The organism is Streptomyces sp. NPDC054975, from assembly GCF_053609105.1.
The window spans coordinates 23,280-47,520 of sequence record NZ_JBSGWV010000020.1 but is presented as its reverse complement, the minus strand read 5'-3'; the positions used below and the strand labels follow the sequence as shown (position 1 = coordinate 47,520).

18 protein-coding genes are annotated in these 24,241 nt (G+C 72.7%); 12 read left to right on the top strand and 6 right to left on the bottom strand.

The genetic code is table 11. The features are described from left to right. The first annotated feature begins 20 nt into the window (after nucleotides 1-20). From ACWF79_RS19410 to ACWF79_RS19380, 7 genes are all read left to right on the top strand, one after another. Nucleotides 21-4,301, top strand: coding sequence for an alpha-(1->3)-arabinofuranosyltransferase domain-containing protein (locus tag ACWF79_RS19410; RefSeq protein ID WP_453729325.1), 4,281 nt, complete (start codon nucleotides 21-23; stop codon nucleotides 4,299-4,301). Next, complete coding sequence (locus ACWF79_RS19405; protein WP_453729324.1) at nucleotides 4,298-5,725, top strand: condensation protein; 1,428 nt, start codon at nucleotides 4,298-4,300, stop codon at nucleotides 5,723-5,725. The genes ACWF79_RS19410 and ACWF79_RS19405 overlap by 4 nt, the downstream gene beginning before the upstream one ends. After that, nucleotides 5,722-6,528, top strand: a complete 807-nt coding sequence (locus tag ACWF79_RS19400; protein WP_453729323.1) for a class I SAM-dependent methyltransferase — start codon at nucleotides 5,722-5,724, stop codon at nucleotides 6,526-6,528. The genes ACWF79_RS19405 and ACWF79_RS19400 overlap by 4 nt, the downstream gene beginning before the upstream one ends. Nucleotides 6,529-6,531: 3 nt before the next feature. Continuing rightward, nucleotides 6,532-7,437: a DMT family transporter gene (locus tag ACWF79_RS19395; protein ID WP_453729322.1), complete on the top strand. Its 906-nt coding sequence runs from the start codon at nucleotides 6,532-6,534 to the stop codon at nucleotides 7,435-7,437. Continuing rightward, nucleotides 7,434-7,661, top strand: a complete 228-nt coding sequence (locus tag ACWF79_RS19390; protein WP_453729321.1) for a Trm112 family protein — start codon at nucleotides 7,434-7,436, stop codon at nucleotides 7,659-7,661. The genes ACWF79_RS19395 and ACWF79_RS19390 overlap by 4 nt, the downstream gene beginning before the upstream one ends. 84 nt (nucleotides 7,662-7,745) lie before the next feature. Then, complete coding sequence (locus ACWF79_RS19385) at nucleotides 7,746-8,528, top strand: SAM-dependent methyltransferase (RefSeq protein ID WP_453729320.1); 783 nt, start codon at nucleotides 7,746-7,748, stop codon at nucleotides 8,526-8,528. Between the two features lie 192 nt (nucleotides 8,529-8,720). Further along, entirely contained in the window at nucleotides 8,721-9,203 is a 483-nt protein-coding gene (locus ACWF79_RS19380; protein WP_453729319.1) for a DedA family protein, read from the top strand. A gap of 37 nt (nucleotides 9,204-9,240) precedes the next feature. Here the strand turns inward: ACWF79_RS19380 and ACWF79_RS19375 are convergent, their stop codons facing one another. Continuing rightward, on the bottom strand, nucleotides 9,241-9,888 hold the full coding sequence (locus tag ACWF79_RS19375) for a TetR/AcrR family transcriptional regulator C-terminal domain-containing protein (RefSeq protein WP_453729318.1): 648 nt from the start codon (nucleotides 9,886-9,888) through the stop codon (nucleotides 9,241-9,243). A gap of 116 nt (nucleotides 9,889-10,004) precedes the next feature. Here ACWF79_RS19375 and ACWF79_RS19370 point away from each other — a divergent pair, with 116 nt between their 5' ends. Then, nucleotides 10,005-11,759 carry an ABC transporter ATP-binding protein gene (locus tag ACWF79_RS19370; RefSeq protein WP_453729317.1) on the top strand — a complete coding sequence of 585 codons (1,755 nt, stop codon included), beginning with the start codon at nucleotides 10,005-10,007 and terminating at the stop codon, nucleotides 11,757-11,759. Beyond that, on the top strand, nucleotides 11,756-13,456 hold the full coding sequence (locus ACWF79_RS19365; protein WP_453729316.1) for an ABC transporter ATP-binding protein: 1,701 nt from the start codon (nucleotides 11,756-11,758) through the stop codon (nucleotides 13,454-13,456). The genes ACWF79_RS19370 and ACWF79_RS19365 overlap by 4 nt, the downstream gene beginning before the upstream one ends. Before the next feature lie 92 nt (nucleotides 13,457-13,548). Here ACWF79_RS19365 and ACWF79_RS19360 read toward each other — a convergent pair whose 3' ends face one another. Both ACWF79_RS19360 and ACWF79_RS19355 read right to left on the bottom strand, forming a co-directional pair. Beyond that, nucleotides 13,549-15,111: a DUF4139 domain-containing protein gene (locus ACWF79_RS19360; RefSeq protein WP_453729315.1), complete on the bottom strand. Its 1,563-nt coding sequence runs from the start codon at nucleotides 15,109-15,111 to the stop codon at nucleotides 13,549-13,551. An 8-nt stretch (nucleotides 15,112-15,119) separates the two neighbouring features. Further along, nucleotides 15,120-17,177: a DUF4139 domain-containing protein gene (locus ACWF79_RS19355; protein ID WP_453729314.1), complete on the bottom strand. Its 2,058-nt coding sequence runs from the start codon at nucleotides 17,175-17,177 to the stop codon at nucleotides 15,120-15,122. Between the two features lie 121 nt (nucleotides 17,178-17,298). Between ACWF79_RS19355 and ACWF79_RS19350 the strand changes: the two genes are divergently transcribed. Next, nucleotides 17,299-17,841 carry an FABP family protein gene (locus ACWF79_RS19350; protein ID WP_453729313.1) on the top strand — a complete coding sequence of 181 codons (543 nt, stop codon included), beginning with the start codon at nucleotides 17,299-17,301 and terminating at the stop codon, nucleotides 17,839-17,841. Between the two features lie 4 nt (nucleotides 17,842-17,845). On the opposite strand, the gene ACWF79_RS19345 is transcribed toward ACWF79_RS19350, so the two are convergent. The 3 genes from ACWF79_RS19345 to ACWF79_RS19335 all read right to left on the bottom strand — a co-directional run bounded on the left by ACWF79_RS19345 (nucleotide 17,846) and on the right by ACWF79_RS19335 (nucleotide 21,608). Next, a complete protein-coding gene (locus ACWF79_RS19345) occupies nucleotides 17,846-19,045 on the bottom strand; it encodes a cysteine desulfurase-like protein (protein ID WP_453729312.1) in 1,200 nt (399 codons plus the stop codon). Between the two features lie 148 nt (nucleotides 19,046-19,193). Then, nucleotides 19,194-20,756: a M28 family peptidase gene (locus tag ACWF79_RS19340; RefSeq protein WP_453729311.1), complete on the bottom strand. Its 1,563-nt coding sequence runs from the start codon at nucleotides 20,754-20,756 to the stop codon at nucleotides 19,194-19,196. Between the two features lie 216 nt (nucleotides 20,757-20,972). Continuing rightward, a complete protein-coding gene (locus tag ACWF79_RS19335; protein WP_453729310.1) occupies nucleotides 20,973-21,608 on the bottom strand; it encodes a MerR family transcriptional regulator in 636 nt (211 codons plus the stop codon). Nucleotides 21,609-22,542: 934 nt separating this feature from the next. On the opposite strand from ACWF79_RS19335, the gene ACWF79_RS19330 reads away from it, so the two are divergent. Further along, a complete protein-coding gene (locus ACWF79_RS19330; protein ID WP_453729309.1) occupies nucleotides 22,543-23,352 on the top strand; it encodes a sensor histidine kinase in 810 nt (269 codons plus the stop codon). Then, entirely contained in the window at nucleotides 23,336-24,094 is a 759-nt protein-coding gene (locus ACWF79_RS19325) for a response regulator transcription factor (RefSeq protein ID WP_453729308.1), read from the top strand. Before ACWF79_RS19330 ends, ACWF79_RS19325 begins: the two co-directional genes overlap by 17 nt. Nucleotides 24,095-24,241 lie beyond the last annotated feature (147 nt).

The following is a 24,241-nucleotide window of genomic DNA, read 5'->3' as shown; positions in this document are numbered from 1 at the left end:
ATGCGAAGCGAGGAACGGTCATGACCACCACGGTCCAGGCGCCCACCTGGGTGCCGCAGCCCGGCCCGACGCCGTCGCAGGCGTCCGGCGAACCGCGCGGACGACGCCTGCTGTTCGGCTTCTGGGCCGTCGTGCTCGTGTCGTTCCTCGCGGTGTCACCGGGAAGGATGACGTTCGAGACCAAGCTCGGCGTCGCCCTCGACCCCTGGCGTTTCATCGGCGACCTCGGCTCGCTGTGGAACGGCAACGTGGGCCTCGGCGGCATCGCCAACCAGTACGTCGGCTACGCCTTCCCGGCACTGCCCTACTACGCGCTCATGGACCTGCTCCAGGTGCCGGTGTGGCTGGCCGAACGGCTCTGGCTGTCGTTCATCGTGACCGCCGCCTTCTGGGGCGCGCTCAGGCTCGCCGAACGGCTGGGCGTGGGGACGCCCGCGTCCCGTGTCCTCGGCGCGGTCGTCTACGCGCTGTGGCCCACCTTCACGATCGTCATCGGATCGACCTCCGCCGCAGCCCTGCCCGGCGCCCTGCTGCCCTGGGTGCTGCTGCCGCTGACGTCCGCGAAGGCGAGCCCCCGGACGGCCGCCGCACGCTCGGCCCTGCTGATCCCCTTCATGGGCGGCGTGAACGCCGCGTCGACACTGGCGGCGCTGCTGCCGGTGGGTCTGTACCTGCTCAGCCGCCCGCCCGGCCGGCGCCGGTGGGCGCTGCTCGGCTGGTGGATACCGGGCGTCGTCCTGGCCACCGTGTGGTGGGTGGTGCCGCTGCTCCTGCTTGGCGTGTACGGCGAGAACTTCATGCCGTACGTGGAGCAGGCCGACACCACCACCGCCACCATGTCCGCGACCGAGCTGCTGCGCGGCGCCGGCAACTGGGTGGCGTACCTGAACTTCGGTGAGGCATGGCTGCCGGCCGGCTGGACCGTCGCGACCTCCGTCGTCACCGTTCTCGGCACGGCGTTCGCCGCGGCCCTGGGCCTCGCGGGCCTGGCCCGGCGGGACCTGCCGGAGCGCCGCTGGCTGATGCTGACCGTCCTGGCCGTCGTCCTGGTGGCGCTCGCCGGGTACGGCGGAGCCTTCGGCGGCCCGGTTCACGGAGTCGTCCAGGACTGGCTGGACGGGCCGCTGAAGCCGTTCCGCAACATCTACAAGTTCCAGCCGGGCCTCGCCCTCGCGCTCGCCCTCGGACTGACCCATCTGACAGCCGTGCTCTCCGAGAGCCGGGGGTCCCGCGCACTGCGTGGTCGCCGCTGGGTCCCCGCGACCGCGGCCGTGCTGGTCCTGCCGGGTCTGGCGCTGCCGTACGTCAACGGCTCGATCCTGCAGCCCGGGGCTTTCACCAAGCTGCCCACCCACTGGGACAAGGCGGCCGACTGGCTCAAGGACAACGCCCCGAACAGCCGGGCACTGGTCGTACCGGCGACGGCGCACGGCATCTACACCTGGGGGTCCCCCATCGACCAGCCCTTCGACGTGCTGGCCGACACGCCTTGGGCGCAGCGTGACTTCGTCCCCTTCGGTACTCCCGGCGCACGCCGTATGACGGACGCCGTCGAGCAGGCGCTGCTCTCGGGCTCCGAGGTTCCGGGCCTCCAGGCGTACCTGGCACGGGCCGGCATGCACGAGGTGGTCGTACGCAACGACCTCGACCCCGACCAGATCGGCTACGTCCCGCCGCAGACGGTGAAGCGGACCCTGGAGTCGTCCGGCTACCGCAAGGTCACCGGGTTCGGTCCGCTGGTGACCGGTGGACGCATCGCCGCCGACACCCCGCTCCAGGTGCAGGGGCTCTACCCGCGGCTCCAGGCCGTGGAGATCTACGAGCCGCGGGACCGCGACGCGCGGCCCGACAGGGTCGGTCTCTCGGCCGTGGCCGACACGGCCGTGGTCAGTGGCGGACCCGAGGCGCTGCTCCAGCTGTCCGCCGATCCCTCGATGACCGAGCGTCCGGCCGTACTGGCCGGGGACAGGCTTCCCGAGGGCCTCGTCGCGCCGGTGAAGGCGGTCGCGGACGGGCTGCGTCGAGCCGACACCCGGTTCGGCCTGGTCAACAACAACACCTCGTACACGTACACCGCGAACGAGCGCAATCACTCCGGCAGCCTGCAGAACCCGGGCGAGAAGCCCAAGCAGATCCTGCCGTCGCAGGGCACCGATCACCAGACGACGGCGGTGCTGCGCGGCGCCGAGGCCGTGACGGCCTCCAGCAGCGGCAACTGGCTGTTCCACCTGCCGCAGTACGACCCGGTGAACGCCTTCGACGGCAACCCGGACACCGCGTGGGCCGAGGGCAGCCCGGGCGAGCCGGCCGGACAGTGGCTCAAGGTGGAGTTCTCCCGGCCGACCACCGTCCCGGACTCCCTCCAACTCACCCCGCTGCCGGGCGACTCGATGCGTGCGGCGCCCACCCGGGTGCGGATCGAGACCGACCGTGGCTCGGCCGACAGCCCCCTCCGGACGAACGGCCTGCCGCAGACCGTCAAGGCTCCTGCCGGCGAGGCCTCCTGGATGAAGATCACCATTGTCGGCGCGCAGCAGGCGCGCCCGGGCCTCTCCGGGGCCGGGTTCTCCGAGGTGTCGATCCCGGACGTGCAGGTGACGCGCATGCTGGCGCTGCCGGCCGACGCGGAGCGCACCGACGCGGCGGCGAGCGTGTACTCCCTGCACCGCGGCACCGACGCCGGCGGCCTGTCGCCCGTGTCGGCCGAAGTGGGGCTGCACCGGCGGTTCAGCACCGGGGAACCGGGCGAGTACAAGGTGTCGGCGCGAGCCGTCGCCGTGCCCGGAGCGGCGCTGGACGGACTACTCGACCGCTCCGCCCCCGGATCGAAGAACCGGGTGACGGCCACGGTCGACTCCATCAGCCCCAACGGCACCCAGCTCAGCGCCCGCAACCTGGTCGACGGTGATCTGACGACCGCGTGGATCGCGGGCGACCGGCCCGTGGTCCACCTGAGCTGGCCCAAGAAGAGGAAGGTCGACGAGATCATCCTCGCGTCGGCCGGCGGGGTGTCCACCCGGCCCGAGCAGGTGATGATCAGCTCGCCGCACGGCGCCGCGGTGGCCGACGTCGACGAGAACGGACGGGTCCGCTTCCCGGCGATCGAGACGAACCGGCTGGACATCACCATCAGCAGGGTCGCCCCGCTCACCGTCCACAACCCGGTGGCGAACGCGCAGTTGCAGCTGCCGGTCGGGCTGAGCGAGGTGCACGTTCCCGCACTCGCCGACCTGCGGGTGCCGCGCCCGAAGCCGTCCGAGCGCTTCTCGCTGCCGTGCGGTCAGGGCCCGGACCTCGCCGTGGGCGGTGTCCTGCACAAGACGAAGGCCTCCGGACTCGTCCGGGACCTCACCGAGCGGCGCCCCGTCACCGTCGCCCTCTGCGCGGGGGAGGAGAAGGACGGCACGCTGGAACTCCCCTCCGGCGACCACGAGGTGGAGGCGGGTGACGCGGGCCCGCTGGCGGTCACCGACGTCACGCTGAGCCGGGGCACTCCGCGGGAACTGGCCGGAGCGGCGGGTCGCGAGGCCACCGTCACCCGGTGGACCGACGACAGCCGGACCGTCACGGTGTCGGCCGGCGCCGGCGAGGCCACGTACCTGCGGACCTACGAGAACGCCAACGACGGCTGGAAGGCCACCCTGGACGGCAAGGAGCTGAAGCCGGTACGGCTCGACGGCTGGCAGCAGGCGTGGGTGATCCCGGCCGGGGCGTCCGGCACGGTGACCATGGAGTTCGAGCCCTCCGGGCCGTACCGGACAGCCCTAGTCGGCGGCGCGGTCGCGCTCGTCGCCCTGCTCGCCCTGGCCTTCGTGGGCCGCCGACGTCACGACGGTGGGACCGACGAGGAGCTGTCCGAACCGTCGCCCCCGGGGATGCTGCTCGGCGTGTTGGCGCTGACCGCGGTCGTCGCGGTGGCGGCGGGGCCACTGGCCCTGGTCGTACCCGTACTCGCCGTGGCGGCACGGTTCCGGCCGGCCGTGCTGGTGCCGATCGCGGCGGCGGCGATGGCCGGAGCGGGCCTCGTCGCGGCCTTCGGCGCCGGGGAGCCGGTCGCCACGGGGGCGGGCTCGTTCAGCGGCTTGGCGCAGGTGCTCGCGTTGGTCGCCCTGTCCGCCGCGCTGGTCACGGCGGTCAGGCCGGGATCCGTGGGCGCCGGGCGTGAGGATGACGACCCCTACGAGGACGACGATGCCGACGCGCCGGAAGCCGGACCGGTGGTCACGGCCAGGCCGAGTGGCACCGGCGACGGGCACCGGCCCGTGCCGCCCCTTCGGCCGGAAGGCGGTGGCCCCTCATGACCGCGCCGGGGGATGCCGTCGGGAGGGTCCGGATTCCCTTTCCGACCGTCGACGAGGTGTCGCGGCACTGCCTCAGTGACGACGAGCCGGAGAGCGTACACATCGAGGTCCATCTGCCCGGACGGGTGGACCCGGCACGGCTGCGGGCCGCGTTCCGGCGGGCGCTGCTGACGCACCCCAGGGTGCTGATGCGGGAAGTGCCCGGCCGGCGGCTCCGGCGGTCCTTCGCGTGGGAGCTGACCGTCGAACCGGACGGCGACCCGGTGAGCTTCGCCGGGCAGGGCCCCGACGCGTTGGCCAGGGCCCGGGCCCGCGCGCTGAGTGCCTGCCCGCCGCTCACCCTGTCGCCGCCGATGCGCCTGGAAGTCGTCGAGGTGGACGGGGGAGCGGTCGCTCCGGAGGCGTCGAGCGTGTCTTCCGAGACGCGGACCGTACTCCTGCTGACGACGCATCACACGGCCCTCGACGCACCGTCCGGGCTGCGGGTGCTCGCCACGACCGCGGAACAGTACGCCGGCGCGGACGCGCTCCCGGTCACCGGCCGGGCCCGGCCGGCGCGCTCGGGTCCGGCCCGGGGAGGGGCCGGTCGCGCCGTACGGGAGCGCCCCGTACGCGTCGCGCCGGACTCCCGCCCGGAGCCGGTACGTGCCCGCGCCGTGGGCAACGGCATGCTGCAGGCGGAGCTGTCCGTTCCGCGGCGTGCGGCGCGGGCCGGAGAGCTCCCGCCCTGGACCGTCAACGACCAACTCCTGGTCGCCGCGGCACTGATGGTGGGCCGCTGGAACGTTTCGCAAGGGCGCCCGGCCGGTCCGGTACGGATCACCATGCCGGTCGACGACCGTCCGCGCGGCACGGACATGCCGATGGGCAACGGGACCAGGCTCGTCGAGGTGGCCATGACCTCCGAGGACCCGCGCGACACGGACCTGCTGCGCGGCGAGCGGCCGGACCCGGCAGCCGTGGCGCGGTTGCTGCGCACCACTGCTCGCCGCACGCGCGCGCTGAAGTCGGCCCAGGGCACCCCCATGGGCGCCGGGGCGAGTCTGCTGACCGCTCCGCTGCTCCCCGTCGGCCTCCGGGGCGTGCTCACCCGTGGCGCACGGCGGGCGGCGGCGCCCTGGACGTCGACGACACTCGTCACCAACATCGGACGCGTGCCGTACGCGCTGGACTTCGGCGACGCCGGCCGTGCGACGGCCGTGTGGTTCTCCGCACCGGCCCGGATGCCGCGCGGGCTGAGCCTGGCGGCGGCTTCCACCGGCGGGCGGCTGCATGTGACGCTGCGCTGGTCGCGGGCGCTGCTCGGCGACGCGGCCGGCGCGGACCTGGTGGGCCTGTTCGAGGAGTCGCTCTCGACGACGTCTCTCACCCCGGCCGGAGCGCCTGTCCCTTCCACCCAGGACAACCCCACGAGGCCGTCATGACCCTACGCGCCAGCGGCTCCACAGAGACCGAGAAGTCACCCGAGGCGGCGGTGACTTCTCCCGACCTGGCGCCGAGCCGGCCGGTCCCCGGGCTGCGGGACTTCTACGAGAACCCCACCGTTCCCGTCGCCTCCGGCGAGGCCCGCACACTCCGCCAGGCACGGATGCTGGCCGACGCGCTCGGCCCCGTCGGGCCCGGTCGTCCGGCCGCGACCGTGCTCGACGTCGGCTGCGGGGACGGCTCGGCGGGCGCGACCGCCGCCCGCGTCCTGGACGGGCACCACATCGTGGGGATCGACTGGTCGCAGGACGCGCTGCGCAGGGCGGCGCCGCGCCTGAGTCAGGTCGTCCGCGGCGAACTGACCGGCAGTGGGCTGCCGTTCGCCTCCGGCAGCGCCGACGCCGTGCTGTTCAGCGAGGTCGTCGAGCACCTCGTCGACCCCGACAGCGCCCTCGACGAACTGCGCAGGGTGCTGCGACCCGGTGGGCATCTGATGCTCTCGACGCCGAACCTCGCCGCCTGGTACAACCGCGCCCTGCTGCTCGCCGGAGTCCAGCCGGTGTTCTCCGAGGTGAGTCTGCGCCGCATCCACGGCCGCCCGGGCCGGGAGGTGGTGGGTCATCTGAGGCTGTACACGGCACGCGCGCTGCGCGAGTTCGTGACCGCGTCCGGATTCGAGGTGGTGGCGGTCGCCGGCGCGCCGTTCCATGGAGTGCCGCGCCCGCTACGCCCGCTGGACCGCCTGGCCTGCGCGGCGCCTCCCCTCGCCTCCATCCTCCTCGTGCACGCGCGAAAGGTGTAGGCCGTGGTGTGGGGTGTGGCCGCCGCGCTGGTGGCGAACGTCCTGTACAGCACCGGCTTCGTCCTGGAGAAGCGTGCGCTGGCCGGCATGCCGCCGCTCAGTGCCGCCCGGCCGGGCCGGGCCCTGATCCTGCTGGCCAGCAGGCCCCTGTGGATCTGCGGGGCTCTGGCGCTGGCCCTGGGGTTCGCCGCGCAGCTGGCCGTCTACCGCACACTGCCGATCGCGGCCGCCCAAGGCCTGTTCCTGTCCGGCCTCGTCCTCCTGCTGGTGCTCTCGTCGGTGGTGCTCGGCGAGCGACCCTCCGGCCGTGAGCGACGCGCGGTGGCGGTCATCGGCCTGGCGCTGGTGATGGTGGTGGCCTCCCTGTACGGGACCAGCGAGGAGATCAGCCGCAGCGCGCCCACCGGCATCCTGCTGGCTCTGTGCGTGCCGACCCTCGCGGCCGGGCTGCTGCTCTACTCGGCGGCGGAGCGGCGCGCCCGCCGACGCCATCGGCAGCCGACCACAGGCGTGGCCTACGCGGTCGCGGTCGGTCTGATCTACGGCGTCAGCTCGCTCGCCATCAAGGGCGTCTCCGGCCATCTGGACACCGCGGATCTCGTGGGCTCCGTGCCCGCCTTGCTGACCTCCCCGTACCCGTACCTCCTCCTGCTGACAGGGGTCAGCGGACTGGTGCTGTCGCAGACCGCGCTCCAGCGTTGCAGGGCCTCCCTGATCGTCCCGGTCTGCTCGACGGTGACCTGCGTGTTCACCATCGTGAGCGGCACGATCGCGTTCGACGAGCCGCTGCCAGACGACGTGTCGCGGCTGTTACTGCGGCTCGGTGGAACCGTGCTCGCCCTGACGGTCCTGCTCACCCTGCCGCGCCACGACGCGGACACCCCCACTTCCGAAGGAAACCGGCCATGAAGCCTGACAACCCGCTGCTGAAGATCCTCGCCTGCCCGCTCGACAAGGGGCCGCTGATCCTCGACGAGATCGGGGGCGCTCTCTACAACCCGCGCCTGCGCCGCCGCTATCCGATCGTCGACGGCATTCCGCAGCTGCTCCCTTCCTCCGGAGTGCCGGACGCCGAGGAGGAACCGGCCGCCGAGAAGGAGCGCGACGCGTCAGCCGCCCAGGACCGCGCGTAGGCCCTGGCCGGCGGGTACGGGTGTGACGTGGCAATACGCCATGGGCGTAAAGGAGTTGCTCAGCCCCTGCGCTACGTTGAAGCAGTGACCGACATCGAATCGCGCATCGACACGTCCCGGCCCCACACCGCCCGGATATGGAACTACTGGACCGGCGGGAAGGACAACTACCCCGTCGACCGGGAGGCCGGCGACCGGATCCGGGAGCTGCATCCCGGGATCGGGGAGTACGCGAAGGCGGACCGGCTGTTCCTGGGGCGGGCGGTCCGGTACCTGGCCGAGGAGGTGGGCATCCGGCAGTTCCTGGACATCGGGACGGGGCTGCCGAGCGCGGACAACACCCACGAGGTCGCCCAGCGCGTCGCTCCCGACGCGCGTGTCGTCTACGTCGACAACGACCCGCTCGTCCTGGCACACGCCCGGGCGCTGCTGGTCGGCACGCCCGAGGGCCGCACCGACTACCTGGACGCCGATCTGCGGGACGTCGACGCGATCCTCGCCGCCGCGGCGAAGACGCTCGACCTTTCGCAGCCGGTCGCGCTCATGCTGCTCGGGGTCGTCATCTTCGTCGAGAACGACGAGGAGTCGTACGAGATCGTGCGTCGGCTCATGGACGCGCTCGCACCCGGCAGCCATCTCGTCCTGTCCCATACCGTGACCCACCCCGACATGCCGGATGTCGACGCGGCCGTGGCGTTCTGGAACGAGCACGGCACCCCGAAACTCACCCAGCGCACCCCCGCCGCCGTCGCACGCTACTTCGACGGCCTGGAGCTGCTCGAGCCCGGCGTCGTCCCGTGCTCCGCGTGGCGACCCGAGACGCCTGCCGCCGACGTCGCGATGTACGCGGGCGTCGGCCGCAAGTGAGGGCGGCGGCGGGCACCGCCGGGACGGAGCACTCTGCGGACGTACACCGCTGAGCGCCGGTGCCCGATGCCGTGCATCCGGCGTACGAGCGTTCGGTTAACCTGGCTGTGCTGGGGTGAGCCTGGCTTGGATCAGGCTCGGGTTTCCGTGCCGCCACGGTGGAAACGCAAGGGACGGAACGGGTGAGGCGTCGTGGATAGGATCGCGCTCACGGCCGCCGCTCTGTACGTCATCGTTCTCCTCCGAGCCGGAGGGACGTTCGCTGTCGGGTGGCTCGCCGGTGCCGGTGCCAGGCGCAGCCGGCTCGCCGGGCGGATCTCCTCGGCGAAGTTCCAGCGCGCCGAACGGGCCATCCAGCGGTGGGGCGCGCCGGTGGTGGCCGTCTCCTTCCTGACCGTCGGTTTCCAGACCGCCGCCAACTTTCTCGCGGGCAGCATGCGTATGCCTCTGACCCGCTACCTTCCCGCACTGTTCGTCGGGGGAGCGGCCTGGGCGCTGGTCTACGCGACCGCCGGGCTCGGGGCGCTCGACATGCTGGCGCGACTGTTCGCCGAGCGGACGGCACTGGGTGTGGCCGCGGTCGCCGCTCTCCTTCTCGCCGTGTGCGGTGTGGTGGTGTACCGCAGAAGAAGGGCCGCCGCGTCCCCCCGTGAGGACGCGGCCGACGAATCGTGAGCCCACCCCGCGCCGGATCCTGACACGGGCGGTGCGCTCACGCCGTGGGTGACGGGCCCGTGAGTTCTCCTTCGAAGCCGGTCAGCAGGGCGTCGAGGGCGAAGTCGAAGCGGGCTTCGCCCGTGTGCTCGCCCGCCTCCTTGGCGGCGGCGACCAGGAGCGGGTACGCCGCCGGGTCCAGCGAGGTCAGGGCGCCGGCCCCGTCGATGTGTCCCGCCTGGGCCGCGGCGTGCCCGACGACGAAGCTGGTCAGCGAGTAGAGCACGTCCAGGGCTCTGGCCAGGGAGAAGCCCGCGCCGTGCAGCATGGCGACGACGGCCTCCAGCGTGCCCAGAAGGCGGGGCGTCAGGGCAGGCCGGGACAGCAGCAAGGGCGCGGCGTGCGGATGTGCGTCGAGCGCGGAGACCAGCGCGTGGGCGTAGGCGCTCAGGTCCGCCCGCCAGGTGGCGGCGCCGAACTCCGGGGGTACGGCCTCGGCGACGACCTGCTCGATCACGCCGTCCAGCAGAGCGGCCTTGTTCGGCACGTGGTGGTAGAGGGTCATCGCCTCCACGCCCAGTTCGGCGCCGAGCCGCCGCATCGACAGGGCCTTGAGCCCTTCCTGGTCGACGAGCCGCAGGGCCGCCTCCAGGACCGCCTGCCGAGTGAGCCCCGCACGTTGCCCGCGTGCCCTGTGGGCTGCCATGCCGCCCCTCCCTCCGTTGACGATTCTTACGATGTAAGTATAGCCTCTCGAAGGAAATTTACGTTGTAAGAATGCGGGGCCTTCACGGCCGGCGCGGGCGAGGGGACGGAAGAGTCATGGAGCAGGAGCGGAGTGCGGCAGGGCTGTTGCGGCCGTACGCGGGGGGCTTCGCCACCGTGATCGTCCTTCAGGTCGTCGGCGCGGTGGCGGGCCTGGCGCCCCTGCTCGCGGTCGTCGAGTTGGGCCGTCTGCTGCTCGCGCCCGGTCCGGTCGACCACGGCCAGGTACGGTTCGTCGTGGTCGTGGGCGCGGTCGGCCTGTTCGTCAAGCTGCTGTTCACGGCCGCCGCGGCAGGTGTCGGGCATCTGCTCGACGGGCGCGTTCAGTTGGCGTTACGCCGCCGGCTCGCCGCGCGGCTGGGGCGGGTGCCGATCGGCTGGCTCTCCCGCCGTCGCAGCGGTGAGCTGGCCAAGCTGGTGGGCGAGGACGTCGGCGCCGTGCACCCGTTCATCGCCCATACCCCCGGCGAGCTGGCCTCCGCCTTCGTCGTCCCGGCGGTGTCACTCGTCTACCTCTTCACCGTCGACTGGCGGCTGACACTGATCACGCTGATTCCGGTGGTCATGGCGGTGGCGATGGTGCCGCTGATGATGACCCCGGTCCGGCTGCGCGAACAGTCCGACTTCGACGCGGCGACGGGGCGGATCGCGAGCTCCGTCGTGGAGTTCGTCCGGGGCATCGCGGTGGTCAAGGTGTTCGGCGGGGGCGAGCGCGCGCATCGCGAGTTCCGTACCGCCGCCGACGACTTCGTCGCCACCTTCCGCCGCTGGGTGCACGGAATCTCCCCGATCGCCGCGGGAATGCAGCTGGTTCTCTCGCCCCCCTTCGTGCTGATGACCGTCCTGATCGGCGGCGCGGCGATGATCAGCGGCGGCGGGATGGCCCCGGCCGATCTGCTGCCCTTCCTGCTGCTGGGACTCGGACTGACCGCACCGGTGGCGGCGCTCGGGCACGGCTTCGACGAGCTGCAGGCCGCCCGGCGAGCGGTCGGCCGGATCCGCGACGTGCTCGCGGTGCCGCCTCTGCCGGAGCCGGAGAACCCGATCGCACCGCACGGCCACCGTGTGGAGCTGCGCGACGTCCGCTTCGCCTACGAACCGGGCCGCGAGGTCCTGCGCGGGATCGACCTCGTACTGGAGCCGGGGACGGTCACCGCACTCGTCGGCCCGTCGGGAAGCGGCAAGTCCACGCTGGTACAGCTGCTGCCGCGGTTCGCCGACCCCACGAGCGGCTCGGTACGACTGGGCGGCGTCGACCTGCGCGAGCTGGGCAGCCGGGAGCTGTACCGGCAGGTCTCCTTCGTCTTCCAGGAGGTCCACCTGCTGCGCGCCTCGGTCGCGGACAACATCGCCCTGGCGGTGCCGGACGCCCGGCCGGACGAGGTGGTGGACGCCGCCCGTAGAGCCAACATCCACGACCGTATACGCGAACTGCCGCGAGGGTACGAGACGGTGATCGGCGAGGATGCCCGACTGTCGGGCGGCGAGGCTCAACGGATCGTGCTCGCCCGCGCGTTGTTGGCCGACACCGCCGTCCTCGTGCTCGACGAGGCGACCTCCTTCGCCGACCCGCACACCGAACAGGCGGTACGCCGAGCCCTGGACACGCTGCGGGGCGATCGGACGATCCTGATCATCGCGCACCGCCTGGAGACGGTCATCGGAGCCGATGCCGTCGCGGTCCTGGACGACGGGGTGATCGTCGAGCGGGGCGCGCCCGGCGAACTGCTCGCCGCCGACGGGAAGTTCGCCGCCCTATGGGCCTCCGGGCACAGGAGCTTCTTCGACCGGCAAGGAGATGACCTTCGATGATCCGCATGCTGCTGCGCGTGCTGGGCGAACAGCACTCCCGCCCGATCCTCCGTACCCTCGCCCTGATGACGACGACCGCGGTCGTCGAGGGTCTGTCCTACGCCCTGCTGGCGCCCGTGCTGCGGGCACTGCTCGGCGGCGAGCCGGATCGTGCCTGGCCCTGGCTGTGGGCGTTCGGGGCCACGGTGGCTGCCTACGCGGTGCTGCGCTACGTCGGTGACCTGTCGGGGTTCCGCGTCGGCACCGCGTTGCTGCGCGGTGTGTACCACCGCCTCGGTGACCACCTGGCCCGTCTGCCGCTCGGCTGGTACGGCGCGGCCAGGGTGGGAGAGGTGTCCGTCCTGGCGGGCCAGGGCGTGCTGCAGGCGATGAGCGTGATCGCGCACCTGCTGGCTCCGTTCGTCTCCGCCGCCGTGACGCCCCTGACGATCGTCGCCGTGATGCTCTGCCTCGACTGGCAGTTGGGCCTGGCGGCGCTGTCCGCCGTCCCCGTCGTGGCGGCCATCCAGGTCCTGACCGGGCGCACGACGGCGGCGGAGGACGAGGACCGGGCCGCACGCGACCGCGAGGCCACCGCGAGGGTCATCGAATACCTCCACGCGCAGCCGGTGCTGCGCGCAGGCGGCCGGACCGCCGAACGCTTCCGGCTGCTGGACGAAGCCCTGTCACAGGTGCAGCGCGCCTCCCGTCGCTCCGTGCTGTCCGCGCTGCCCGGCGCACTGGGCCTGACGCTGACGGTGCAGGCGGCGTTCACGGCGGTGCTGGTCCTGGGCGCGTACCTCGCTCTCGGCGGGGGCGTCGGAGCCCCGGAGACGCTCGCGGTCCTGGTGCTGGCCGCCCGCTGCGCGGATCCGCTGCTGTCGCTGGCCGACCTCGGTGGCAAGCTGCGCGGCGCGCGCGGCGAACTGGCCAGGATCGACGCGGTTCTGCGTACGCAACCACTGCCGCAGGCCACCGACCCGGTCGAACCCGTCGGCCACGGCCTGGAGTTCGAGGCGGTCACCTTCCGGCACGGTGGGCGCACGGTGCTCGACGACCTGTCGCTGTCCGTCCCCGAGGGGCAGCGGCTTGCCGTGGTGGGGCCGTCGGGCGCGGGCAAGAGCACGCTGCTGCAGTTGCTCGCGCGGTTCTACGACGTGGACGCGGGCGCGGTGCGTGTCGGCGGCGCGGACGTGCGCGCGGTCCGCACCGAGATGCTGATGGCGCAGGTCGCCGTCGTCTTCCAGGACGTCCATCTCTTCGACGGCACGATCGAGGACAACGTGCGCCTCGGCCGCCCCGACGCCACCGGCGCGGAGGTGCGGGCAGCCGCTGCCGCGGCGCGACTGGACGAGGTGATCCAGCGCCTGCCCGAGGGATGGGCGACCCCGGTGGGCGAGGGCGGAGCCCGCTTGTCGGGCGGTGAACGACAGCGCGTCTCGATCGCGCGGGCTCTGCTGAAGGACGCGCCGATCGTGCTGCTTGACGAGATCACCTCCGCACTGGACCCCGCCAACGAGGCCGCCGTCCACGCCGGCATCGAGCGCCTGACGGCGGGGCGGACCGTGGTGATGGTGGCTCACCGCCTCCGCACCGTGCGCCACGCCGACCGGATCGTCTTCCTCGACGACGGCCGCATCGCCGAGGAGGGCAGCCACGACGACCTGCTACGCCGTGGCGGCCGCTACGCAGATTTCTGGAACCTCACCCTGACCTGACCTCACCCTGACCTGACCTCACCCTGACCTGACCTGACCTGACCTGACCTGACCTGACCGCGCCGCCCCGCTCGTCCCGCGTCCGCGGCGGATCAGAGGCCCGTGACCTTGGCGCTCGCCGACAGTTCGTAGACCAGGGTGACCGTGCGGCGGCCGCCGGGAGCCAGGGGGACGTCCCAGCGGGCGATGCCCTCGGCGTCGACCGCGTCCGGGGGAGGGGAGCACGCGTCCTTGTGCAGACGTACCTCCACCGCCGAGACCTCGGAGACGGGGATCCGCTCCCGGAGGGCGACCACGCGCTCGCCGTGCTCGCCGGGGGCGGAGAACCGGGACAGGTGCAGCCGGACCGTGCGGGTGACCACCGTCCGCTGGGTGAGTCCGGTCGTGTCGCGGGACTCCTCGGCCTGCCGGACCACCCGGTGGTCGTCGCGGCTGCCGAAGGCCAGCTCGACGGGGGCGCCGACGGCGGTGAAGTCCAGCGTGCCGCGCCCGACGAATCCGCCCCCGCGGACCAGGTCCACGGGCCCGGCGAGCAGCACGTGGCCGGAGCGGTTGTCGCACCGCACCACCTGGGTGACCAGCGGGGACAACTCCGGAGAGCACGCGTACTCACTGCGCGTCCCCGTCGTGAACGAGGAGAGCGGCACCCGGTGGGCCCGGCCGTCGCCGGGCACCGAGACCGGCGCGGAGGCCCGCAGCACCCGCGTCTCGCCGCCGTCGTCCACCCCCGGCAGACCGAGCACCGGCGTGGGGCCGAGCGACCCGATCTCCTCCTCGCGCAGCTCCACGTCGACCGTGCGGCGCTCCGCCGCCGAGCGGTCCTTGAGGGTCAGCCGGTCCTCGCCGAGGGACGGCGGATCGCTGGCCAGCGCGGAGCGGGCCGTCGACAGGGTGAGCCGTACGTCGGACCAGTCCTCGCCGGTGCGCTGCCACACCATCGCGTCGGTCTCCAGGGTGAGGGAGTCGCCGTCGAGCACGGCCCGGTAGGCGGGCCGCCACAGCGCGCACGGGGTGAGGTGGCTCAGGCGGAGCCCGACCGGCCCGGCCGCCTCGCTCTCCACGGTCAGCTCGACATGGGCCACCAGCGCAGCCGGCTCGTCCTCCGCGAGGTCCATGGCCCGCTGCACATCGGCGATCTCGACGGAGACGGACTTCAACCGCGCGTCCGCGGTACGGAGTTCCTCGCCGCACGTGTCACGTTCGCCGTCCACCCGGTCCAGCTCACGGGCCCAGCGGGTCCGGTCGGTCTCCCCGGAGCCGGCGCCCTCGCCGATCTCCCGGAGCAGGTCGGTGGCGAGGCGGCCGAGCAGGTCGAGGCGGGTCCGGAGCCGGTCGCGCCGTCGCTCCAGGCCGCGCCGCTCCTCTTCGAGAGCGTGCGCCCGCCGGCGCAGGGGCGAGTCGTCGTCCGTGGACGGCCGCGGTCCGCGGGGGGTCCAGGCGCGGACGATCCGCACGTCGAGGACGCTCGCTCGGTGATCGGCCGTCAGCTCGGCGTGCAGGGTCCGGTCGACGGCGAGCGCGCTGACCGGTCCGAGGCGCAGCCGTTGGACCCCGGCCCCCAGATCGAGCACGGCGGTGCGTTCGACGTGGGCGCGGTCTTCCAGGCAGGTGACGGCGGTGACGGGGAGGGCGATCGGCTTCGGGGGCGTGGACATGGGATGCGTCAGCTCCTGCGGTTGCCGCCGACCAGGGCCTTGCCGGTCGGGATGCGGATCTCGTAGCCGCCTTCGAGGGCGGCGGTGGCCCCGGCGGGCAGGTCCAGGCGCCACACGCGCGTGCCCGGAGCGTGGCGGTCGGGCCCGGCGGCTGCCCCGGGTGTCGTCCAGTCCGCCCGCTCCTCGATGCGGACGTCCGCGTCGGAGGTGACCGGGACCCGCTCGCGTACCTCGACGGTGACGGACCGCGCGAGCCGGTTGGCCAGCTCCACGTGGACGCGGTGGTCGAGCACGGTGGTGGTGTTGCGCAGGCCCGAGGTCGACTCACGCAGGTGGGTGCGGCGGGTGACCCGGATGCCCTCGGCGGGCCCGAGCCCCACGCGTCGTACCCCGCCGGGCGCGAGCGTCGGCAGCGCGGTGGTCAGCAGGAAGTCGTCGTCGACGGTGACCTCGACCGGCCCCGCCAGAAGGGCCTGGTCGGTCGCGTTGGAGAGCACCAGCGTCGCGTACACGGTCTGCTCGACGGACGGCACGCAGAGGTACTCGGTCCGCAGACCCACCGGGATCTCGCCGACGGTGACGGTGTGCCAGGTGCCGTCCGACGGGATGTCGGCGCGGGCGGCGGCGTCGAAACGGTGGTCGAAGGAGCCCGCCGACTCACGGGGCCGCACGGCGTGTCCGGGCAGCGGAAGCGCGGCCACCGCCTCGGCACGGCGGCGGTACTCGGCCGCCACCGGATCGAAGGAGGCCTCGGGGAACAGGCGGCCTCGGCGGCCGCCCGGCTCCTCGGGCCCGCTCAGGACGAGCGCGGCGTAGTCGAGTTCGGCGCCGCTCGGCTGCGGAGGGCCGGGCTCCGGCGCCGGAGCGGGCGGCGGCACCGACCCGGCCGGTGCCAGAGGCGCAGGGGCTCCCACGAACGGCCCGCCGCCGGTACGCGCCCTGGCGGCCGGTGGCGGGCCGCCAGGGCGCGGCTGCCCGGACGGCTGCGCGGGGGCGGGCGGCGCGCCACCGGGTACCGGGAGGGCGGCGGGTGGCGCGCCGTAGCTCTGCGGGGCGGGCGGCGGTGGCGGCACGGGGACGGGCGCGGCTGCCCCCGGAGCGCGGGCCGCCCCCGCGGCGCCGCCGACTCGGGCGGGCGAGGGGCCCGCCGATGCGAAGCCGGAGAACAGGTCGGCGAGCCCGGCCGGCGGCTCGCGCCAGCCGGCCGGCGCGGGGGCGGCCTGCCGGCGTCCGATCCGCACCGAGTGGAGCCTCGGTAGATCGGTGCGCCGTCGCAGATCGGCGGTGGCCAGGGCGAGACGTACACCCGTCCAGTCCTCGCCGGTCCGCTGGGCGACCGAGGCGCGCAGCACCAGGTTGCCGCTGCCATCGCCCTGACGATGGGTGAGCCGATACGTCGGCACCCAGACCGCGCCCGGAACCCCGTACTCCAGCTCCACCTCCACCTCTCCGGTGCCCTCACCGGTGACGTCGAGCGTCAGGAGCGCGCCGACCGCCGTCTCCACGTGCGCCTCCGGTGCGTCCGTGGAGGCGCGGGCCTGACGGTCGTGGGCGACGGAGAGCGCGTGCTCGGCGTCGCGCACCGCCTCCTCCAGCTCGGCGAGGCGGGTGTGCAGAGCCGTCAGCCGCTCGTCGACGAAGTCGGCGAGTTCCAGCCACGCCTCGACGGGCGTACGGCGGTGCGGGTCCTCGCGCTTGCGGCCGGGAGGAACGGGGTGGAGTGCGCCGACCTCCGCGATGCGGCTCAACTGCCGGTCCCGGCGCGCCTCGGCCTCCGCGTGGGCGTCCGTCAGCCGCTCGACCTCGCGCCGCAGCTCGTCGGGGTCGCCCGCGCCGAGCGGCTCGGCCTCCACGTCAAGCCGGGCCTCGGTGACCCGCACCCCTGGAGCGCCCAGGACACGGGCCCGCAGTGAGCCCGGGTCCAGCGAACGGGGCAGGCCCGTCACGCGCACCCGGCCGTCGGGCGGCACGCTGCCCCGGGCCAGACGCCGGCAGAGCGCGCCCTGTGCGTACACCACGACCGCATCGAGGGTGGACTCCCACCGCCGCGCCGTTCCCGCGTTCATGTGCCCCCGTCCCCTGGAACGTCACATACCGAGCGAAGCCTATGCCGAGGCGGCCGGGGTGTCCGCCGAATACCGCCTAGGCTGCCCTCCGGTACCGAACGCCGACCCAGGAGCGCACCCCATGCACGACCCCGCCCAGCAGCCCCCGTTCCCCGACGCCCTGCACCCGGACGCGGCGCCTGCACCCCACGCGCTGCTCGCGCCGGTGATCGGACTCCTCGGGACCTGGGTCGGCCAGGGCCGGGGCGGATACCCGACGCTCGACGACGAGTTCACGTACGCGCAGGAGGTGACCTTCAGCCATGACGGGCGTCCCTTCCTCCAGTTCGAGGCGCGCGCCTGGCTCCTCGACGCCGAGGGCAACCCCCTGCGGCCGTCGGCCCGGGAGACCGGCTGGTGGCGGCTCCAGCCCGAGGGCCGGGTGGAGGCGTTGATCACGCAGCCCACCGGCATCGCGGAGATCCTGGTCGGCAGCGCCGACGCCGGTACGGTCGAGCTCAGCAGCCACGCGGTGGCGCTCACCCCCACGGCCAAGACGGTGAGCGCCACCCGCCGCCGCTACACCGTGACGGCCGAGGGTGTCCTCGACTTCACGCACGACCTCGCGGCGGTCGACCAGCCTCTGCAGCACCACCTCGCGGCGACGCTGCGCCGCGCAAGGTAGCGGGTCAGAGGAAGGCGGCGAGGCCTTCGAGGAGCCGGTCCACCTCGGCCTCGGTGTTGTAGGGGGCCACGCCCACGCGGAGGGCGGGGCCCTCCAGCTTCAGGGCGGTGAACGGCTCGTACGCGTAGAACTGGCCCGCCGTGGCCAGGACGTCGCGGCCGGCCAGGTGGATCTGGGCCTCGCGGGGGTCGCGTCCTTCGAGGGTCATCAGGAGTGTCGGGGTACGGTCCGCGGCCCTGGAGTGCAGCGTCACGGCGTCGCCCAGGCCGCGCAGGCCCTCCTCCAGGCGCGCACGCAGAGCCAGTTCGTGCTCGTGCAAGGAGCGCAGGGACGAGGTCAGCCGCTCCCGGCGCGAGGTCCCCGTACCCGGGTCGACCGCCGCGAGGAAGTCCACCGCGGCCCGCGCGCCCGCCAGGGTCTCGTACGGGAGCGTGCCGAACTCGAAGCGCTCCGGCACCGTGTCGGGGGACGGCAGCAGCTTGTCCGGCCGGAGGGTCTCCAGGAGCTCGGGCGCTCCGGCGAGCACGCCGCAGTGGGGGCCGAGGAACTTGTACGGCGAGCAGACGAACAGGTCCGCCCCCAGCGCCGGTACGTCCACGAGGTGGTGCGCCGCGTAGTGCACCCCGTCCACGTACACCAGCGCGCCGACCTCGTGGGCGCGGTCCGCGATCCGGCGCAGCGGCGGCTTGGTGCCCAGGACGTTCGAGGCCGCCGTGACGGCCACCAGCCGGGTACGAGGCGAGAGGACCCGCTCGTAGGACTCCAGGTCGAGTTCGGCCGTCTCCGGCACGATCTCGATCCAGCGGACCGTCGTCCCGGCGCGCTCGGCAGCCTGGACCCAGGGCCGGACGTTGCAGTCGTGGTCCAGTCGGCTGACGACGATCTCGTCCCCCGCACTCCATCCGCGGGCCAGCACGCGGGCCATGTCGTACGTGAGTTGGGTGGCGCTGCGCCCGTGGACGATGCCGGTCGCGGGCATGTGGAGCAGGTCGGCGTAGGCGGCGCGGAACTCCGTGACGGATCGCTCGGCGTTGCGCTCGGACGGGCTGATCGTTCCCCGGTTGGACAGGGGCCCGGTCAGCGTCTCGGCGATGGCTTCGGCGACGGGGCGGGGCGTCTGCGTGCCGCCGGGTCCGTCGAAGAAGGCGAGGCCGTGGTCGAGGGAGGGAAAGTGGGCTCGCAGGGCGGTGACGTCGATGGCCATGGCCTCGGCTTTCTGTCGGGCGGGCGAGGGGGAGGCTGGTGCGGGGCCGTTCTCCGGGCGCGGGAGCTCGTTCCCCGGCGCCGGGCCGTCGGAGGGACGGTCCCGGCGCCGGGGGAGGGCCCGGTACGGGGGGCCGGGGTGAGCCGGACTACTCGGTCACGCCGTAGGCGTGTCCCTCGCGCGGGGCCACCGCGTCGGCGGCGGTGCCGTCCGCGCGCGCCGCACCGGTCGGCTGCCGCAGGGAACCGAGGTCGTGGGCGTACGTGCCGACCGCGTTGGCCATGACGTCGATGTGGGTGTCGAAGGCCGTCATGCTGATGTTCCGTACCGTGTCGCCGGCCCCGTGGTAGTTCGGGTCGAAGGCGACCCCCGCCGTACCGCCGAACTTCTCCGCCTCGGCGGCCGTCTTGAGCGCCTCGGCGCCCGCGAACGTACCGCCGGAGGGTATGCCCGCGGTGACGAACGGGCCGTAGTCGAAGCGGCCGACGAACGGGGTGCCCGCGTGCGGCAGGCCCCGCTCGCCGAGGAAGGCGGCGATGTCCTTCTCCAGCCGGTCCGAACCGACCGGTGCCGTCTGCCCGTTGGCGCCGTCCGAGTTGTCGCCGTCGTAGACGAACAGGCCGTGGTTGGTCGAGGCGATCAGCTCGAAGTTGAGGTAGAGCTTGATCTCCCGCCGGTCGAGCGGCGTGAGGTTCGCGACGTAGTGGTGCGAGCCGACCAGACCGCTCTCGGCGGCCGACCACCAGGCGAACCGCACCTTGTTGCGCGGGTTCTTCTCCTTCTTGGCCAGCTTGAGGGCGACGTCGAGCAGTCCGGCGGAGCCGGAGCCGTTGTCGTTGATGCCGGGGCCCGCGAGGACCGAGTCGAGCGAGGCGCCGAGCATCACCGTGTCGGCCGCGTTCCCGCCCTTGGTCTCGGCGACGACGTTGTTGGTGGAACGCTTCTCCTGGAGCTGGCGGATCTCGAAGTCGACGTTCACCGGGCCCTGCGCGAGGTCGGCGGCGAGCTTCTCGCCCGCGGCCTTGCTGATCCCGCCGGTGGGGATCCTGGCGGCGGCCGGGTCGCCGAGGGTGCCCGAGAGCGGGCCGTATCCGGCGTCGATGTTGTTGTAGATGAGGGCGCCGATCGCACCGGCCGCCGCGGCCTGTTCCTGCTTGACGGCGAAGGCGCAGCCACCGCGCTTGATCAGCGCGATCTTCCCGGTGAAGGCACCACCGGCGTAGTCGCCGGGCTCGCAACCGGTGGTGCCGTCGGCGTCGACCGGGACGGCGGCCAGTCCGGCCCGGACACCGCCGACCGGCGTCGACTTCGTGTACGTCAGGGCCCTGATCTCGACGTCGTACGGGGCCGGTGTGACGGCGGTGAGCTTCTCGGCGAGCGTCTGCGTGTAGACGAAGTCGAACCTCTGGTACGAGACGAGGTACCCGGCCTTCTTCAGTTGCTGGTAGACGTACGCGGCCGAGGCGTCGTGTCCCAAGGAGCCGGCGACGCGGTGGCCGCCGGCCGAGTCCGCGATGGACTGGAACTTCTGCAGGTGTCGTAAGGCGTCCTGGGCGGACGCCTCCCGGACGAGTGCCTGGGAGAGCGCGGCGGCGTCCTTGCCCGGCCGGTCCTGTTGGGAGGAGGCGGGGGAGGCGGAGACCAGCAGGAGCGGGGTCGCGAGAGCGGCTGCGGCCAGGGTGGCCACGGCTCCGCGAGGTGATGCGTTCACAGAGGTCCTTCCCGGTGCGAACGAGGTTGAGGGGAAGCTAGCGATCTCTGGGGGGTTCTGTGAACAGGTGTGCCACAACTCACGCCAATTCACACACAGTTGTAGACATTGAGTGGAGGAGATGTGAGTGGGTGCCCGGCGTTCGCGGTCGTGTGCATGAGGTACGGGAGAGGGCGGGGCGGTCGACGGTGAGGCTCTCCGGAGGGGTCGCTGCGGTCAGTCCGTCGGCGGTGTCGAGCGCTCTGCCCCGCCTTCCCCCGCGGAGAGGAAATGCTCGTGGGCGAGTCGGCGCATCGCGGAGAGGGCGACGTCGCCCAGAGCGGTGACCGTCACCAGCCGCGCGGCGGCGCTTTCCGCGTCGCCCTGTTCGCTGAGGATTTGCATCTCAAGCCGGGCAATCCGCTCCAGATTCTCGGCGTAGGCCGGGAACAGCAGCGGAATGTCCTGGTGATCCAGCGACTTGCAGGCGATGGCCACCTGACAGAGCGTCTGCCAGGCCGGGTTGTCCGGGCTCACCTGCCAGCCCCAGTCGTGGATCAAGCCGGACACCTTGGCCTGAGCCCATTCCCACTCCTGATCGGGTGACGCGGAACCGGGTGTCGGTAAGGCGTACTGGGTGAGGCGCAGAAGTTCGCCCACCGGTGGTCTTTCCTCCTCCAGGTGACGGACGAGCCGGCGTACCTCGGCATGGGAAAGTCTGCCGACATTCAGGAGGGTCTTCACCAGTGCAACTCTGCGTACATGCGATTCGTCGTATTCCGAAAGAGTCGGCAGGAGATCCAGTTCCTGATATGACCGCAGTGTGCGGACGGGGACCTTGGTCCGGCGACTCAGGGCGGCGAGCTGCGACATGAACGACCGGCTTTCAGGACGGTATGGGCGCGGACGTGGTGTGCGGCCCGGCAATCGAATTCGAGGCCGCCGCGACCCTATGGGGCGGGAATGCGGCGACACAAGGCATCGCTCCCCGGTGACCGGGGGAGTTGGCTCAAAGGAGAAGTCCCGGTGTCCCTGGGGAGTTGGTCTCTCTATACAGGCCATCCGGCGTGGCGCTCGCCCACCTGTGGGCGTCCCTCGGGGTCGGCCGGAAAAGGCCGTTCAGCGGTAAACCAAAAAGGCCTGGTGGGTGAATGATCTTCCGGCCCGTCGCGGCGCTCCCGCCGTGGTGTTCCGCGGGTGTTCGCCCGTCCCTCGGTTGGCGTTCGGTGCCCCTTGGTGTCGACGGTAAGGGGTTATGCCGGACGTTCGTGGCCGTCCGAGTTCTTTCGGCGGATTTGCGTCGCCGCTCAAAGAGGCCGGGAGGCGTGGATTCCGCAGGCGGGACACTTGACGTCCTTTAGGCGGTACGGCATGATCATGGCGATCTCCGGCATTTCTCTCCGTTTTGTACCGTCTGGTGACGGGGAGACGTGGAGGGGGACGGGTAAAGGGGAGGGGGGAGGCGTTGTCCGAAACGTCGGCACGGGGAATGTCAGGTCAGGGCCCGTCTGTCGAGGACGAGGGGCCGGCCGCGGAATTAATCGCCTGTGAGCCCGAGTTACTCGACACCTATCGGAGCAGGCTCATCGATCAACGGAATCCGCTGGGGACCCATGCGGAATCCTGGGAGTCCTGCCGCGACCAGGCGCGCAGAATACTGTCGGAGTGCCGCGACCCGTCGGGGAAGCAGGCGGCGTCCGACGCGGAGCGAGACGCGCGCCCCGCAGGCCCCGCGACCGGGGCGCGGAGCAGCCGGGGGACGGTACCCCTCCACGTCGTACAGGCCGGGGCCCTGCTGGTCCAGCTCGTGGCCGAGTTCCTGGAGCGGCCCGGCGCCCCTGGGCCGGACGGCGACCCCGGCGACCGGACGCGGTTCCTGGCGCGGGTCCAGGCCGCCGTGACCGACTCCCTGGAGGAGGCCGCCGACGGAGACGATCTTCACCTTCTCGATGTCGTACGCGACTCCGTCCGCGCGAGCCGCGACGCGATGGCGCGCGAGATCCACGACCGCGTCGGCAGTGCCGCCGGCCTGGCACTGCGGCAGCTGGAGCTGTACGAACTCACGCAGCACGTCTCGTCGGTGACGGACCCCCGCCTTGACGCGCTGAAGCAGGCGATCCTGGAGACGATGCAGAGCGCCCGGGACATCGTGACCGAGCTGCGCACGGACGCGCACTCCGCCGGTTCCCTCGGGGTGGCGCTCTCCGCCTTCGTGACCGCCATGGCGATCGACCGGCCCGTGGTGGAGATCCGCGTGGAGGACGTCGACGATCCTCTGCCGGACGCCGTCGGCGAGCAGCTCTTCCTCGTCCTGCGTGAAGGTCTGCGCAACGCCCTGGCCCACGCGCACGCCTCCCGCGTCACCGTCGACGTCCGTGGCGAACCGGACGCGGGAGACGCGGAGGCGGGCGGTGGCGTACGTCGATTACGGGCGTCGGTGAGCGACGACGGCGTCGGCCTCCCGCCGGGGCAGGCGCTCGGCAATGGCCTCGCCTCCGTCGCCGAACGGGTCCGAATGCTCGGCGGCCGCATGGAGATCCGGAGCGCTCCGGGCCGCGGCACGACTCTCGCGTTCTCGGTGCCGATGGGCGAGGAGTGGCATGCGGACGCCAGATGACCACCGGATCCTGCGGTCGGCCGAGCCGATCCGGATCGTCGCGGTCGACGACCACTCGCTGCTGCGCGACGCCCTCTGCCAGCTCCTCAACGCGGAGGACGACCTGCGCGTCGTCGCCGAGGCCGACACCTCCGTCGGCCTCGGCGAGCTGGTGGCCGGCACCGGAGCGCACGTCGTGCTGCTCGACGTCGAGATGCCCCAGCACCACGCGCCCACCGTCGTCAGCGAGTTGACCTCGCGCTTCCCGCTGCTGCGGGTGCTGATGCTGTCCATGCACGACCACCTCCCGCTCGTCCAGGAGCTGCTCGCCCGCGGGGCACACGGCTATCTCCACAAGAGCGCCCCGCGCGCCTCGCTGCTCTCCGCCATCAGGGGCGTCATGGCCCGCGACCCGCAGGTCATGATCGCCCTGCCCTGCAGTGCCACGCCCGGGACCGCCTTCAGCGGGGTCGGGCACTCCCTCTCGCCCCGCGAACGAGAGGTGCTCACCCATGTCGCCAACGCGCTCAGCAACCGTCAGATCGCGAACGAACTGGGTATCACGGAGGCGACGGTGAAGCGGCACCTGCGGAACATCTTCGAGAAGCTCGGCGCGGCCTCGCGCATCGGGGCCGTCAACAAGGCTGTCGAGGCACGCCTGATCGATCCGTCCGCGAAGGCCAAGCACCCCACCGCACACCAGCAGCCCGTGGCCCAACCATCCGTGTCCTTTCGGGGGTTGGCGTTTCGCCGTGTGGTGTGACCGGACAGGTCGGACGGGGCGCCGTACGCCTTTCGGAGCATGCCCGATGCTCCCTGAAGGGCCTGGTGTCCCTCCCACGACCGGATTAGATTCGCGGCCATGCCTCCAGTGACGCCTTGTTGTCACCGCAGCGGCCGGCAGGGCCCG

Bases quoted from the DNA above. Each gene is read 5' to 3' on its own strand.
- ACWF79_RS19350 (WP_453729313.1), top strand. From the start codon at position 17,299: ATGCACGACCCCGCCCAGCAGCCCCCGTTCCCCGACGCCCTGCACCCG.
- ACWF79_RS19370 (WP_453729317.1), top strand. From the start codon at position 10,005: ATGGAGCAGGAGCGGAGTGCGGCAGGGCTGTTGCGGCCGTACGCGGGG.
- ACWF79_RS19400 (WP_453729323.1), top strand. From the start codon at position 5,722: ATGACCCTACGCGCCAGCGGCTCCACAGAGACCGAGAAGTCACCCGAG.
- ACWF79_RS19335 (WP_453729310.1), bottom strand. From the start codon at position 21,608: ATGTCGCAGCTCGCCGCCCTGAGTCGCCGGACCAAGGTCCCCGTCCGC.
- ACWF79_RS19325 (WP_453729308.1), top strand. From the start codon at position 23,336: ATGCGGACGCCAGATGACCACCGGATCCTGCGGTCGGCCGAGCCGATC.
- ACWF79_RS19410 (WP_453729325.1), top strand. From the start codon at position 21: ATGACCACCACGGTCCAGGCGCCCACCTGGGTGCCGCAGCCCGGCCCG.
- ACWF79_RS19345 (WP_453729312.1), bottom strand. From the start codon at position 19,045: ATGGCCATCGACGTCACCGCCCTGCGAGCCCACTTTCCCTCCCTCGAC.
- ACWF79_RS19355 (WP_453729314.1), bottom strand. From the start codon at position 17,177: ATGAACGCGGGAACGGCGCGGCGGTGGGAGTCCACCCTCGATGCGGTC.
- ACWF79_RS19360 (WP_453729315.1), bottom strand. From the start codon at position 15,111: ATGTCCACGCCCCCGAAGCCGATCGCCCTCCCCGTCACCGCCGTCACC.
- ACWF79_RS19405 (WP_453729324.1), top strand. From the start codon at position 4,298: ATGACCGCGCCGGGGGATGCCGTCGGGAGGGTCCGGATTCCCTTTCCG.
- ACWF79_RS19390 (WP_453729321.1), top strand. From the start codon at position 7,434: ATGAAGCCTGACAACCCGCTGCTGAAGATCCTCGCCTGCCCGCTCGAC.
- ACWF79_RS19375 (WP_453729318.1), bottom strand. From the start codon at position 9,888: ATGGCAGCCCACAGGGCACGCGGGCAACGTGCGGGGCTCACTCGGCAG.
- ACWF79_RS19365 (WP_453729316.1), top strand. From the start codon at position 11,756: ATGATCCGCATGCTGCTGCGCGTGCTGGGCGAACAGCACTCCCGCCCG.